This window comes from Streptomyces sp. SD15 (assembly GCF_054462255.1).
The window spans coordinates 1-13778 of sequence record NZ_JBTLMO010000021.1; the positions used below are offsets into that span (position 1 = coordinate 1).

Here is a 13778-nt window from a genome sequence, read left to right on the forward strand (position 1 = left end):
GGCCGCCCCTGACACACCATCAGCCAACTACACTCCGGACGACGCCTCTGACCAGACCAGATAGCGAAACGCTGCTGGAGTACTAGGCGGCAGCCTCGGAGGAGACGTCCTGGTTCACGTCGCGGTAATGCTGCCACTCGTCCATGCACGCCTTGTCTTTGACGTCCACACAGGGTTCGGCGATGACGTAGGTCATGGGCATCTCCTTTGCGAGGGCACGGTCCAGGTGTCGCCCTCGGCGAGCGGCGCCGCCAGGTCGCCCTTGCCGTTCTGTTCGGTCGCGGTGTCGAGCCGGTCGGCCATCCGGATGAGGCCCGGCGCAGCGGCTCCCCCCGAGGTCACTGGGGCTGGTTCCCGTGCTTGCGGGAGGGCTGCGCCACGTACTTGGTGCGCAGCACGGCGAGCGCGTCGATCAGCCCGACGCGGGTCTCCGCGGGGTCGATGACATCGTCCACCAGGCCGCGTTCGGCGGCGTAGTACGGGTGCATGAGCTGGTCCCGGTACTCCTTGATGTACTGCTTGCGGGAGAACTCGGGATCGGCAGCGGCCGCGATCTCGCGCCGGAAGACGACGCCTGCGGCGCCCTCCGCCCCCATCACCGCGATCTCGTTGCCGGGCCAGGCCAGCGACAGGTCCGAGCCGATGGAGCGCGAGTCCATGACGATGTACGCGCCTCCGTAGGCCTTGCGCAGGATCAGCTGGATGCGGGGAACCGTCGCATTGCAGTACGCGTAGAGGAGTTTCGCGCCGTGCCGGATGATGCCGCCGTGCTCCTGGTCGACGCCGGGCAGGAATCCCGGCACGTCCACCAGCGTCACGAGCGGGATGTTGAAGGAGTCGCACATCTGCACGAAGCGTGCCGCCTTCTCGCTGCCCTTGATGTCGAGGACCCCGGCGAGCGAGGCGGGCTGGTTGGCGACGATGCCGACAACATGGCCGTCCAGACGGGCCAGGGCACACACCACGTTGGGCGCCCAGGCCTCGTGCACCTCGAAGAAGTCGCCGGCGTCGACGAACTCCTCGATGACCTTGCGCATGTCGTACGCGCGTTTCGCGTCGGACGGCACCAGGTCGAGCATGGCCGGGGTGAGCCGGTCGGGCCGGTCGGCGCAGGGTTCCGACGGTGGCAGCTCACGGTTGTTGGCGGGCAATAGGGACAGCAGGTAGCGGACGTCGGCGAGGCAGCTCTCCTCGTCGTCGTAGGCGAATCCGGCGACCCCGGAGAGACTGGCGTGGGCGTCGGCGCCGCCCAGCTCGTCCTGGCTGATCTGCTCTCCGGTGACGGCCTTCACCACGTCCGGCCCCGTGATGAACATCTGCGAGGTGCCACGCACCATGAACACGAAGTCGGTCAGCGCCGGCGAGTAGGCCGCCCCGCCCGCGCATGGGCCCATCATGACGCTGATCTGCGGGATGACCCCGGAGTTGCGGACGTTGCGCTGGAAGATCCCGCCGTACCCGGCGAGCGCGGTCACCCCTTCCTGGATGCGCGCCCCCGCGCCGTCGCACAGGCCCACGATCGGGGCCCCGGCCGTGGCGGCCATGTCCATGATCTTGTGAATCTTCTCGGCGTGCGCCTCGCCGAGGGAGCCTCCGAAGATCCTGAAGTCATGGGCGTACGCGAAGACGGCACGTCCGAACACCCGGCCCCAGCCGGTGATCACACCGTCGGTGTAGGGGCGCTTGTCCTCCAGGCCGAAGCCGCTCGCCCGGTGTCTGCGCAACCCTTCGACCTCGGTGAACCGGCCGTCGTCGAACAGGAGCCCGAGCCGCTCCCGGGCCGTGAGCTTGCCCTTGGCGCGCTGCGCCTCGGTGGCCTTGTCGCTGGGCCCTCGGCGCATGGCGTCACGTATGGCCTCAAGCTCGGCGACCGTGCCTCGCCGCTGCCCGACCGGCTTGTCGTCCACGGCGGTCATGAGCTCCCCTTCCGGCCGTCGTGATGAACCACCGACCAGCCTCCGCCCTGTCGCTCGAAGCCGGTTAGAGCGATGGATGACGCCGCCGCGCAGCTCTCCACCGCCCTGCGAGCCCCCGTCGAGGGCGGGGCGGGACGCTCGGGTCGTGAGCTCCGATACGGAGGGCCACGAACCCTCGCGGGGCACCGAACCGCCCGCCGGCGCCCCACATCCCCCGAGGGCACCGGCGGGCTTTTTCTCTGCCCGCGGCCGGTTGGGTCGGTGTGATCAGCAGCGGCGGGCCCGGCTTGAAGGGGCCTTCGACCTCGACGCCGATGCGGGCTGGGAGGTCGGCCGGTTCCTGCCCGATGCCGCCGCTCGACGAGGGCGGGGAAGACCTGCTGGGCCTGGTCGGTGCATAGCCCCATTGCCGTACGACCGGCCGTCGTTGTCGAAGCAGGTCCTGTCCGGGGCGTGCGAGCCGGAGCAGGTTCGGCTGCGCGGCGCCGAGCAGTTCGGCGCGCTCGATCGGCCGGGCCGAACCGAACAATTGACTGGTCCGGCCACGGTCAAAGACCGGTCGGCCGGCACGGACGAAGGGACACACCAACAGTGAACAGCACGTGGTTCCGACGCTTCACCACGGCCGCGGGGGATGGGCCGCGGCTCGTGTGCTTCCCGCATGCGGGGGGCTCCGCGACGGCGTACACGCACCTGGCGCGTACGCTGCCCGCGGACTTCGACGTGGTGTCCGTGCAGTATCCGGGGCGCCAGGACCGGTACCGCGAGGCGCCGTTCACGGCCTTGGCCCCGCTTGTCGAGGCAGTGGCCGAGGAGCTCGCCCACGAACTGGCCGCGGACTCCGGACGGCCGTACGCCCTGTTCGGCCACAGCATGGGCGCGCTCGTCGCGTTCGAGACGGCCCGGCTGCTCGCCCGGGGCAAACTGCCCGGCCCCCAGCGGCTGTTCCTCTCCGGCCGGGGCGCGCCGGGCCCCCGGACCGGCATCCGTTACGACCTCTACGACGACGCCGACGTGCTGGCCGAGGTGCGCAGGCTGGGCGGCACCGATCAGGCCATGCTCGACAACCCTGAGGTCCTGGAGATGGTTCTGCCGGCGCTGCGAGCCGACTACCGGGCCCTCGGCACGTACCGCTGGCGCGGGGGAGAGCCGCTCGCAGCTCCGATCACCGCCCTGGTCGGGGACCGCGACCCGATGGTGACGGTCCAGGAGGCTCAGACATGGCGGGAGCACACCAGCGGCGACTTCGCTTTCAAGGTCTTCCCCGGCGGCCACTTCTACCTCGTCGACCACATCGGCCAGATCGCTGCGGACGTCACCGAGGGGCTGCTCGCCGGCACCGCCGCTTCCTGACCGTGCTTCCTGACCGGCCGTCAGCCGAAGTCTTCGTGTCCCACCGCAATGCCCGGCCGGCCGTTCACGGCAGGCGGATACTGGTTGGTCGCGTTCGCTCCGGCAAGCCCAGTGGCGCATGTGGCGGACGAGATGGGCATCTCGCGCGCTGCGCTTGAAGGCCGGAGTCGGCGGGGATGGGGTGACGGCCGGCCTCGGTCCGCACGGCGTCGCGGTGACGGACATGATCCTCGCCCCGGCGGCCACGAGCACCTGACCTCCTGGGGCCAAGTGGAGGTCAGCCATCGCGTCAAGGAGACCGCCGGCCTGAAAGAGCTCGCCAAGGATGTCGCCGCGTTCGCGAACCACATCGGCGGGATCATCGTGGTCGGCATGGCTGACACGAAGGGCGTCCCGACGAAGTTCATCATGGACAGCGATGTATCCGATGCTCATCAGCGCCATCTCCAGCAGGCCGTAGCCCACAACACGGCGCCCCCGGTACGGGTCGAGACACGGGCCGTAGACAACCCGGCCACTCCGGGCAGAGGGTCCTCCGGCTCGGGCCGACGGGCTGTCGGGCTGTCGGGCTGTCGGGCTGTCGGGCTGTCGGGCTGTCGGGCTGTCGGGCTGTCGGGCTGTCGGGCTGTCGGGCTGTCGGGCTGTCGGGCTGTCGGGCTGTCGGCGTGACCGTACGGGGGCCCGAGCGGCTCCGGGACGGAGGGCTCCGGCGAAGTCCGCGTGACTGCCCGCCAATTGGCGGACCACGCAGGCGGGGTCGTTCCAGGGGGCCGGGTGGCGATGTGGCGCGAGGCGGCATGGGTCAGGAAGGCGTCCCGCCGACTTCGTTTCCGCCCGCCGGCCCGCGCGGCACGCCGCCCAGCAAACCGTCAGGCGGCGTGGCAGAGCACCGCTGGGCCGGCCGGTGCCGCGGCGCGGGCCACGGCCGCGGGCACGGGCACGGGCACGGGCACGGGACGGGCGGTAGGGACGATCACCGCGGTCTGCGAACGGTTCCGCGCGAAGACGACGAGGCGCAGCACCGCGAACCGCGCGATGCCGGCGACTGCGGAGGCGGACAGGTAGACGACCTGCTCGAGCACCGCACCGGGCGCCTCCACCAGCAGTTGCAGGACAAGCATCGCCACGCAGGTCACGGCGTACGCGACCGCCGCGGACCCGGCCGACTGCGCGTGCTGGCGCCAGGTCGCGCGCCCGCCCGCGCCGAAGGTGAAGCGGGCGTGCAGCTCGGTGGCAAGAAGCGTGGAGACCACGGTGACCACGGCGTTGGCCAGGGCCCAGGGAATCCAGGAGGCGAGGGCCGCCACGGCGAAGCTGGAAGCGAGCCCCACCCCGCCGCCGCAGAGCACGAAGCGGGCGAAGGCGGCAAAGGCCCCAGGTGCCGCCTGCTGCCGGTTCTGTGCTGTCTCCATGATCCGCCCCCTTTGATCGCTCACTCCGCGAAAACGCGCACCCCCGGGCCTGCGAAGCCGAGGAGTGCGCTACCGATGACGCCATCATGGCACACAAATGGCGCCACGTGGAGCCTTACGTGTCGCCATCCATGTCCACAGTGGCGTCATGGCATGGAGCAAGTCATGAATACGCAGGTCGGCGCCTCGGCGTGCGCGCTCATGGCACCCATGTCGTGGCCCGAGTTCGCCAAGAACCGGCCGCGTCGACACCAAGCGCTGATAGCTCTGACCTGGAGTTTTATGGGTCGCGCCGGAGCGGTGGCCCCATGATGGCCCACATGCAGCGCACGCTTGCTCGATACGGCGCCAAGCCTGCGCCATCGTGGAGCCACGGAAACGGGGCGACGCTGGGTACGGGCAAGCTCACCCTGCGGACCGCCGCGTATGGCGCCGTTTCGCTGCGGGCCGCCGCTGACGCCGCCGGCTCTCCCCTGTCCTCCGCGACCGGCCGCCATGCCGTCCAGTTGCCGCCTCCACGAGCACGACGTCGCGTCGGCGGCCCAGGAAGACGCTTGTTCATCACCTCGCACATGCCCCATCGGGCGGGGCTGGCCCGATCGTGCCGCCTCGGGTGCTCGGGCCAGCGGCAGAGCACGGCGGGGGCAGGTCACCTTCTTGACGCCACCACATGGCGTCACACGACACAGGGTGGCGCCTCTTGGCGCTATCTGGCGTCACCCCGTGTCGCCTGGCGCCATTCCACGCTCCCAAAAGCACTTGAGCACGCATGGCACCACAACGGCCCGAGGTGCCATCTCCGCGTTTCCGCAGGTAGGGCGGTCATCCCCGCGCCCATTTCCCACAAGGCGCCATTCAAGCTTGCGCGTGGCACCATGATGCTGCCATCATGGCGTCATGGACCTCACCCCGTACGTCGACACCCTCCGCCGCGAGCTCGCGGTCGCCGCCGAAGCCGGCGGCGACGAAGCCCGCGAGCTGGCAGAGAGGCTCACCGCTCCCCTGGAGTCGGCGACCCGGCTGACCATGCTCAACGTGCTCTCCGCCGCGATGGACGAGATCACCCGCGAACTCGCCCCCGGCTCGGTCGACGTACGGCTGCGCGGGCTCGACCCCGACTTCGTGGTGACACCGCCGCCCACCTACGGCGGCGCCCCCGCGGAGCCGGCCGCGCCCGTGGAACCGCTCAGGGCCCCGGCCGACGGCGACGAGGGCGGCACCGCCCGCGTCAACCTGCGCCTGCCGGCCCACCTCAAGGCCCGCGCCGAGGAGGCCGCCAGCCGCGAGGGCCTGTCGGTCAACGCGTGGCTGGTGCGCGCCGTGTCGGCCGCGGTCGACGGCGGCACCCGGCCGCGTACGGCGGAGAAGACCCGGACCGTCGGACAGAACTTCACGGGCTGGGTGCGCTAACCGCGCCCCCGCCCGCCCCACTTCACCCCCACCACGTCCCACCAGCGGGGACGCCCCGAAGACTCAAGAGGACGGTACAGCCATGCCTTCGTTCGACACTCCCGAACCGATCTCGGCCACGGCGCACGTGGATGCCGGCTCCATCCAGTTCACCGCTGGCGACCGCCTCGACACCGTCGTCGAGGTGCGGCCCCACGACCCGAAGAAGGACCTGGACGTACGGACGGCCGACCAGACCGAGGTCACGTACGCGAGCGGCGTACTGACCGTCAGGACGCCCAAGCCCAAGCTGTTCGGCCGCACCGGCGCCGTCGACGTGACGGTCGAACTGCCCACGGGCTCGCGGATCGACATGGCCGGTGGCTGGGCCCAGGTGCTCGGCGAGGGCCGACTCGGCGAGGTCCGGGTGAAGACCTCGTCCGGTGAGGTCCGCCTCGGCACCACCGGGCCGCTCCAGGTGACCGCGCCGGACAGTTCGATCAGCGTGGACCGGGTCGAGGGCAGGGCCGAGATCACCACCAGCTCCGGCAGCGTGCGCGTCGGCCTCGTCGACGGCCCCGCCGTCCTGAAGAACTCGCACGGCACCACGACCGTCGGCGCCGCGACCGGCGAGCTTCGGGTGAGCGGCGCCCACGGCAACATCGACATCGCGCGCGCCGAGGCATCGGTCACCGCCACCACCACCAACGGCACCGTGCGCGTGGGCGAAGTGGCCCGCGGCACCGTTCAGCTGGAGACCTCCTACGGCGCCATCGAGGTCGGCGTCCGCGAGGGCACGGCCGCCTGGCTCGACGTCAGCTCGAACTTCGGCCAGGTGCGCAACACGCTCGCCACGTCCGAGACCCCGAAGAAGACCGAGGACACCGTCGAGGTCCACGCCCGCACCCAGCACGGCAACATCGACGTCCGCCGCGCCACGGCCTGAGGCCCACATCCTCAACCGGCCCCGTCCCTCACCCACTTCATCCTTCGAACGGAGGGCCCCATGCCTTCTTCTGTCATGCTCACGCCTAGTAGGGCCGACGGTGACACGTCGTCGGCCGCCGTCTCCGCCGCCGGTCTGCGCAAGTCGTACGGCGACAAGACCGTCCTCGACGGCATCGACCTGCGCATCCCGGCCGGCTCGGTCTTCGCGCTGCTCGGGCCCAACGGTGCCGGCAAGACCACCGCCGTGAAGATCCTGTCCACGCTCATCAGCGCCGACGGCGGGCAGGCCCGGGTCGCGGGCCACGACGTCGCCACGTCACCGGACGGGGTGCGCGCCGCGATCGGCGTCACCGGACAGTTCTCCGCCGTCGACGGCCTGATCACCGGCGAGGAGAACATGCTCCTCATGGCCGACCTGCACCACCTGCCCAAGCACGAAGGGCGACGGGTCACCGCCGAACTCCTGGAGCGCTTCGACCTGGTCGAGGCCGCGAAGAAGCCCGCCGCCACCTACTCCGGCGGCATGAAACGCCGCCTCGACATCGCCATGACCCTGGTCGGCGACCCGCGGATCATCTTCCTCGACGAACCCACCACCGGCCTCGACCCCCGCTCCCGCCACACCATGTGGCGCATCATCCGCGCGCTGGTGTCCGACGGTGTCACCGTCTTCCTCACCACGCAGTACCTGGAAGAGGCCGACGAACTAGCCGACCGCATCGCCGTGCTCAACGACGGCAAGATCGCCGCCGAAGGCACCGCCGAGGAGCTGAAGCGGCTGATCCCCGGCGGGCACGTCCGGCTCCGCTTCACCGACCCGTCCGCCTATCAGAGCGCCACGCTCGCGCTGCGCGAGGCCACCCGGGACGACGAGGCGCTGTCGTTGCAGATCCCCAGTGACGGCAGCCAGCGCGAACTGCGCTCCGTCCTCGACCGGCTGGACTCCGCCGGCATCGAGGCGGAGGAGTTGACCGTGCACACCCCCGACCTCGACGACGTGTTCTTCGCCCTGACCGGCGGCACCGACAGGACCAAGGAGGCTGTCCGATGAGCTCCCTCTCCCTCGCCGCGCGCGACTCGGCCACCATGCTGCGCCGCAACCTCCTGCACGCGCGCCGCTACCCCTCCCTCACCCTGAACCTGCTGTTCACGCCGATCATGCTGCTGCTGCTCTTCGTCTACATCTTCGGAGACGTGATGAGCGCGGGCATCGGGGGCAGCGGAGCCGACCGCTCCGATTACATCGCCTACCTCGTGCCGGGCGTCCTGCTGATGACCCTCGGCAGCACCACGATCGGCACCGCGGTGTCCGTGTCCATGGACATGACGGAGGGCATCATCGCCCGCTTCCGCACGATGGCGATCCACCGCGGCTCCGTGCTCATCGGACACGTCGTCGGCAGCGTGCTGCAGGCGCTCATGAGCGTGCTCTTCGTCGGAGCCATCGCCGTGGCCATCGGCTTCCGGTCCACGGACGCCACGGCCCTGGAGTGGATCGCGGCATTCGGACTGCTCGCGCTGTTCGCCGTGGCGCTCACCTGGATCGCCGTCGGCATGGGCCTGGTCAGCCCGAACGTCGAGGCGGCCAGCAACAACGCGATGCCGCTGATCTTCCTGCCGCTCATCTCCAGCACCTTCGTACCGATCGACGCGATGCCGGGCTGGTTCCAGCCGATCGCCGAGTACCAGCCGTTCACGCCGGCCATCGAGACCGTGCGCGGCCTGCTGCTCGGCAGCGAGATCGGCCACAACGGGTGGATTGCGATCGCCTGGTGCCTGGGCCTCTCCGCGCTCGGCTACTTCTGGTCGAAGTCGGTTTTCAACCGCGACCCGAAGTAGCCGGGACGAGGGCGGCGTACCCCGACACGGCGGCGGCGTACGCCGCCGCTGCGAAGGGGGGCGAGCGCGCATCGTCGCTCCAGCTCTCGTCGTGAGTCGCTTCGGTCGCTGGCATGCCTCGATGTCACCCGGAGGCGGCTGAGCGTCGTCTGCTGCCATACGCCGAATTCGTACCAGCTGGGATCACGTGTGGGCCTTTGTATGCGTGTCCCGTCGGCGGGACACGCATACACGCTCCGCCGAGTGCGTATCCCCTTGCTTTGCTCCGCGTCGGCGCGCGGCTTGCATTCCGAAGGCACCGAACTCGCAGAAAAACGGAGACGTATTCATGTCGATCGGCGCGAATGCCGTGACTGTCGCCGGGCAGCCGCCGCTGGGCTATGAATGGGTGCACGACGCCCGGCGCCGTATCGCCGGCCGTGTGGCGCTGACGCCCGTTGTACGCAGCGAAGAACCGCACAGAAGGGTTGGGCATGACAGGGTCAGGGAAATTCGACGGGGAGTGGATACACCGCTTCCACCCCACCGACGACAGTGAATTCCGAATCGTCTGCTTCCCGCACGCCGGGGGCTCGGCAAGCTACTTCTACGCACTGTCGGAAGCTCTCTCACCGGAACTGGACGTGCTCGCCATCCAGTACCCGGGACGGCAGGACCGGCGTGCCGAGGGCTGCGTCGAGAACTTCGCCGAACTCGCCGACCTCACCTACGCGGCACTGCGTCGCTCCGAGGACGGCCGGCCCACCGTCTTCTTCGGCCACAGCATGGGCTCCATCCTCGCCTTCGAGGTGGCCCGCCGCTACCAGGACGACACCGGCACCCCACCCGCCTGGCTGCTCGCCTCCGGCTACCCCCCGCCCTCCCTGCTGCGCGGCGGAACGGTCCACCGCCGTGACGACGACGGCATCATCGACGAACTGCGCTCCGTCAAGGGCACCGACCCCGTCTACCTGGAGAACAAGCATCTCAGGGCCTCCATCCTCTTCGCCGTCCGTGGCGACTACACGGCCATCGAAACCCACCCCCGGGTCACCGGTATCCGGCTCGACTGCCCCCTCACCATGCTGGTCGGCACCGACGACCCGCACACCACGACCGCCGAGGCCGAAGCCTGGCAGGAGCACACCACCGGCGAGTTCTCCCTGCACGTCTTCCAGGGCGGCCACTTCTACCTCGACCAGCACAGCCAGGAGATCAACGACATCATCTCCGGCACCGTCCGAGACCTCTCCGCCGCCCGGAAAGCAGTCCGCTAGGTTCTGTCTCTTCGGTACGGATCCCGCGCCGTCGCAGGTGGTCGCGGACGGCGCGGGAGGAGCGGGCGCGACCGCCCGACAGCAATGGGGCCGGCACGTTGTCCCCCATCTTCGACGCCCATGACCTCCCGGAGGGCCGACGCCAGCGCGTCCGCGTCCAGTTCGCCTTTCTGCGCAGGACGAGCGATGTCTGCCTGGGCCGTCGTCGAATCCACGCGACGCAAGGATGGGGCGAAGCGCGATTTCATCGCTGCGGAAAAGCGACCCCGCCGGTGTTTTCGGCGCCTCCGCGACACAGCGTGCTCATGTGCGCGGAGGGTGGGCCGCAGCAGGGCGACACCCCGGTCGGCGAGGTCGACCGGGGTGTCCTGAAGGTACGGATTTCGCCTCCGGCGAAGATGACGGCGGAACGCCTACAGAACTTCGCCTTCCTTCGTCCTCCTGCGCAGAGTCGGCCTGCTGGACCGGGCGAGGTCCTTCCACGTGTCGGTCAGACCGGCGATGGTGCGCACCGCGAACAACGTGCGGATGGGCACCTCTTGGTTCAGCTCCGCCCGGATCAGGCCGGTCAGCCTGATCGCCCGCAGCGAGTTGCCACCGTGGTCGAAGAAGTCGTCGTCGATCCCCACCCGGTCCAGCTCGAGCACGTCGGCGAACGCCTCGGCCAGCACCCGCTCGGTGTGGTCGCGCGGTGCCCGGTACTTTTCGTCATCGAACGTGGGCTCCGGCAGCGACGCCCGGTCCACCCTTCCGCCGGCGGTCAGCGGCAGGCGTTCCAGTACCACGAACACCGACGGGATCATGAACTCCGGCAGCCGCCCCGCGGCGAACCGGCGCAGCTCGTCACCCGCGACGGCCTGGCCGCCCACCGGAACCACATAGGCCACAAGGCGTTGCTGCCCGGAGGTGTCCTTGCCGACGACCACCACCGACTGCGCAAGGCCGGTGTGCTCGGACAGCGCTTCTTCGACCTCGGCCGGTTCGACCCGGGTACCACGTACGTCCGCCTGGGCGTCGGCCCGGCCCACGTACTCAAGGAGGCCGTCGGTACTCCACCGCACCCGGTCTCCGGTCCGGTACATGAGCCCGCCGGCCGGGCCGAACGGGCAGGGCACGAACCGCTCCGCGGTCTGCCCGGGTCGCCCGGCACAGCCACGCGCCACGCCGGGCCCGGCCACGTACAGCTCTCCGGCCACGCCCACGGGGACCGGCGCCAACCCCGGCCCCAGCACGTAGAAGGCCGTGTTGTCCATCGGGCGGCCGACCGCGCCCGCGTGGTGCACCGGTTCGGCCGCCGCCAAGCGGTGGGACGCGGCGAACACGGTCGTTTCCGTCGGACCGTGACCGCCCACGATCGTCAGCTCGGGGCAGGCCTCCCGCACCCGTCGCACCGCGGCCGCGGACACGCGGTCACCACCGGTCCACACCTCGCGCAACCCGGCGAGGCGCTCGGGGCGTTCTGCCGCGATCGCCGAGAACAGGCCCGAGGGCAGCCACACCGTGGAGATCTCGTGCGCCGCTCGCACCTCGGTCAGCGCGTCGATGTCCAGCTCCCCCAAAGGAGCCACGACCACCCGGCCGCCGTTCAGCAAAGGCACCCACACTTCGAGGGGAAGCGCGTCGGAGGTGTACGGCGCATGCCACAGCACGGTGCTGTCGCCGGCATCCTGCCAGCGGCGGTCCAGGACGAACCGCTCCATGTTCCGGTGCGTCACGGCGACTCCTGTGGCCGCACCGGTCGGTCCGGAGCCGTACATCACGGCCAGCAGGCCGTCCTGACGCGACGGGACCGGAACCTCCGCCGCACCGTTGCTGTCGTCGGCGGCGTCCGACCGGATGTCGTCGCACAGAATCGCCGGCACATCCAGATCGCCGGAGAGCGCTTCGGCTGTCGCCGTATCGGTGAGCAGTGCGCGCACCGAGGCGTCACTGACCACCGACGTGATCCGCTCCGCCGGGAACGTCGGGTCGACCGGCAGGTAGGCTCCGCCCGCCTTCACCACTCCCAGCAGGGCGACGACCAGGTCGACCGATCGGGGCAGCGCCACCGCCACGACCGTCTCGGGTCCGACCTGCCGCCGTCGCAGCGCCTCGGCCAGGCGGCTGGAGCGCTCGTCCAGCTCCCGGTACGAGACCGCCGAGTCCCCGGCCACCACCGCGACGGCATCGGGAGCCCGCTCCACCTGGCGGGCGAACAGCTCCGGAACCGTCAGCCCCGGCACCGGCACATCCGTCTCGTTCGGCGCCGTCAGCACCCGGTCCCGCTCGACACCGCTCACCACGTCCAGCGCACCGACCGGCTGTTCGTGGGCGGCCACCACGGCGCGGATGTGCGCGATCAGGTCCTCGCCGATGAAGCGCAGCTCCGCGCGGGAGTACAGGCCCGCAGGGGCGTCGAGCCGGATGAACAGGTCGCTGTCGGCGGTCCCGTCGGTGTAGACGCCGATCGACAGTTCCTCGAAGGTCCCGGTCGTCCCGCCGAGAAAGTGTGCCGGGCTGTCGGCGAAGTGGAGGTGTTCCGCGAACTCGACGACGTTGATGACGGCACCGAAACTGCCGCGATCGTTCAGGACGGTTCCGCTCGCGCGCTGGATCTCCGAGTAGTGGCAGGCGGCGTGATCGAAGATCTCATACGTCTCGTCGCCGATCGCGTCGGCGATCTCGGTGAAGGTCGCACCGAGCGGAACCTCCACCCGCACCGGCACCACGTTCACCGCCAGACCGGGTGTCCTGCTCGCCACCCCGACGCGATTGGCCACGGCCAGCGAGAGGAGGAACTCCGGACGATCGCAGCGGTGCCGGAGGAACACCGCCGCGGCCGCGGTCAGCATCGACGACATCCACACACCCATGGACTTCGCGGTCTCGGTCCACGCGTCCGCCTCGGCGCGCGGAACGGTCAGCGTTCGGCTCACCATGCCGATGGGTTCGGTCAACTCCCCCCAGCGGTCGGCGCTGCCCATCGGTTCGGAGAGCGCGGACCGCGTCGCGTCGGACAGGGCGACACGCGGAATCCGCGCGGGGGCGGGCGCATCCGCCAGGTAGTCGCGCCAGAACTCCGTGTCCTCGGCGAACTGCTCGGAGGCGCTGTACTGCGCTGCCTCGGTCGCGAACGACTCGGCATCCCACGGGTGCGGCAACTCCGGTACGTCCGAACCCCGCGACAGCGCCGTGTACACCTCGGCGAGGCGCCGCGACAGCAGGCCGGCCGCGCCGAACCCGTCCGATATGAGGTGGTGGTAGATGATCACCAGCACACAGCGGGCCGCCGCGAGTTTGACCACACCCAGCCGGAACAGCAGATCCCGCTCCAGGTCGAACGGCTGCCGCACCATGTCGGCCAGCGCTTCGCGCGCCGCCCGCTCCGGATCGTCCTCGGCGCCGGCATCCAGGAAGAACGGCCGCCAGTCCCCCAATTCCCTGGGCACAAGGCGCAGCCCGCTGCCGTCGTCGACGAAGTTGACGCGCAGCACTTCCGCCTCGCCCATCACGTGCAGGAACGCGGATTCCATGACTGCCGCGTCCAGCTCACCGTCCACATTCCACATGGTCAGCGCATGATTCAGTGTGTCGGGAAACATTTCCTGCGCCCGCCACAACCCTTTATGCGCAGACGACGCACCGAACGAACGCACAGAGATCATCTCCTCAGCAAAAGCGGCCGG

Annotated in this window: 11 protein-coding genes and 1 pseudogene; 8 read left to right on the top strand and 4 right to left on the bottom strand. The window is 70.1% G+C overall.

Translation table 11 applies throughout. The features are described 5' to 3' along the window. Nucleotides 1-192: 192 nt before the first annotated feature. On the bottom strand, nucleotides 193-342 hold the full coding sequence (locus tag ACX28W_RS21600) for a hypothetical protein (RefSeq protein ID WP_459000817.1): 150 nt from the start codon (nucleotides 340-342) through the stop codon (nucleotides 193-195). After that, on the bottom strand, nucleotides 339-1916 hold the full coding sequence (locus ACX28W_RS21605; protein ID WP_459000646.1) for an acyl-CoA carboxylase subunit beta: 1578 nt from the start codon (nucleotides 1914-1916) through the stop codon (nucleotides 339-341). Before ACX28W_RS21605 ends, ACX28W_RS21600 begins: the two co-directional genes overlap by 4 nt. A gap of 591 nt (nucleotides 1917-2507) precedes the next feature. On the opposite strand from ACX28W_RS21605, the gene ACX28W_RS21610 reads away from it, so the two are divergent. The 3 genes and pseudogenes from ACX28W_RS21610 (at nucleotide 2508) to ACX28W_RS21620 (ending at nucleotide 3938) form a co-directional block, all read left to right on the top strand. Beyond that, entirely contained in the window at nucleotides 2508-3269 is a 762-nt protein-coding gene (locus ACX28W_RS21610) for a thioesterase II family protein (protein WP_459000647.1), read from the top strand. Between the two features lie 35 nt (nucleotides 3270-3304). Continuing rightward, nucleotides 3305-3458, top strand: a pseudogene (locus ACX28W_RS21615) (IS481 family transposase); the annotation flags it as partial. A gap of 81 nt (nucleotides 3459-3539) precedes the next feature. Beyond that, nucleotides 3540-3938: an AlbA family DNA-binding domain-containing protein gene (locus ACX28W_RS21620; protein ID WP_459000810.1), complete on the top strand. Its 399-nt coding sequence runs from the start codon at nucleotides 3540-3542 to the stop codon at nucleotides 3936-3938. 200 nt (nucleotides 3939-4138) lie between these two features. Here ACX28W_RS21620 and ACX28W_RS21625 read toward each other — a convergent pair whose 3' ends face one another. After that, nucleotides 4139-4681: a GtrA domain-containing protein gene (locus tag ACX28W_RS21625; protein WP_459000648.1), complete on the bottom strand. Its 543-nt coding sequence runs from the start codon at nucleotides 4679-4681 to the stop codon at nucleotides 4139-4141. 897 nt (nucleotides 4682-5578) lie between these two features. On the opposite strand from ACX28W_RS21625, the gene ACX28W_RS21630 reads away from it, so the two are divergent. The 5 genes from ACX28W_RS21630 to ACX28W_RS21650 all read left to right on the top strand — a co-directional run bounded on the left by ACX28W_RS21630 (nucleotide 5579) and on the right by ACX28W_RS21650 (nucleotide 10113). Beyond that, nucleotides 5579-6091, top strand: a complete 513-nt coding sequence (locus ACX28W_RS21630) for a hypothetical protein (RefSeq protein ID WP_459000650.1) — start codon at nucleotides 5579-5581, stop codon at nucleotides 6089-6091. Nucleotides 6092-6173: 82 nt separating this feature from the next. Then, entirely contained in the window at nucleotides 6174-7016 is an 843-nt protein-coding gene (locus ACX28W_RS21635) for a DUF4097 family beta strand repeat-containing protein (RefSeq protein ID WP_459000651.1), read from the top strand. Between the two features lie 60 nt (nucleotides 7017-7076). After that, nucleotides 7077-8069 (top strand): ATP-binding cassette domain-containing protein, encoded by a 993-nt coding sequence (locus tag ACX28W_RS21640; protein WP_459000652.1) that lies wholly within the window; start codon nucleotides 7077-7079, stop codon nucleotides 8067-8069. Continuing rightward, on the top strand, nucleotides 8066-8857 hold the full coding sequence (locus tag ACX28W_RS21645; RefSeq protein WP_459000653.1) for an ABC transporter permease: 792 nt from the start codon (nucleotides 8066-8068) through the stop codon (nucleotides 8855-8857). Before ACX28W_RS21640 ends, ACX28W_RS21645 begins: the two co-directional genes overlap by 4 nt. 473 nt (nucleotides 8858-9330) lie before the next feature. Next, complete coding sequence (locus ACX28W_RS21650; protein ID WP_459000654.1) at nucleotides 9331-10113, top strand: thioesterase II family protein; 783 nt, start codon at nucleotides 9331-9333, stop codon at nucleotides 10111-10113. A gap of 413 nt (nucleotides 10114-10526) precedes the next feature. On the opposite strand, the gene ACX28W_RS21655 is transcribed toward ACX28W_RS21650, so the two are convergent. Further along, complete coding sequence (locus tag ACX28W_RS21655; protein ID WP_459000655.1) at nucleotides 10527-13757, bottom strand: non-ribosomal peptide synthetase; 3231 nt, start codon at nucleotides 13755-13757, stop codon at nucleotides 10527-10529. Between the last annotated feature and the right edge of the window lie 21 nt (nucleotides 13758-13778).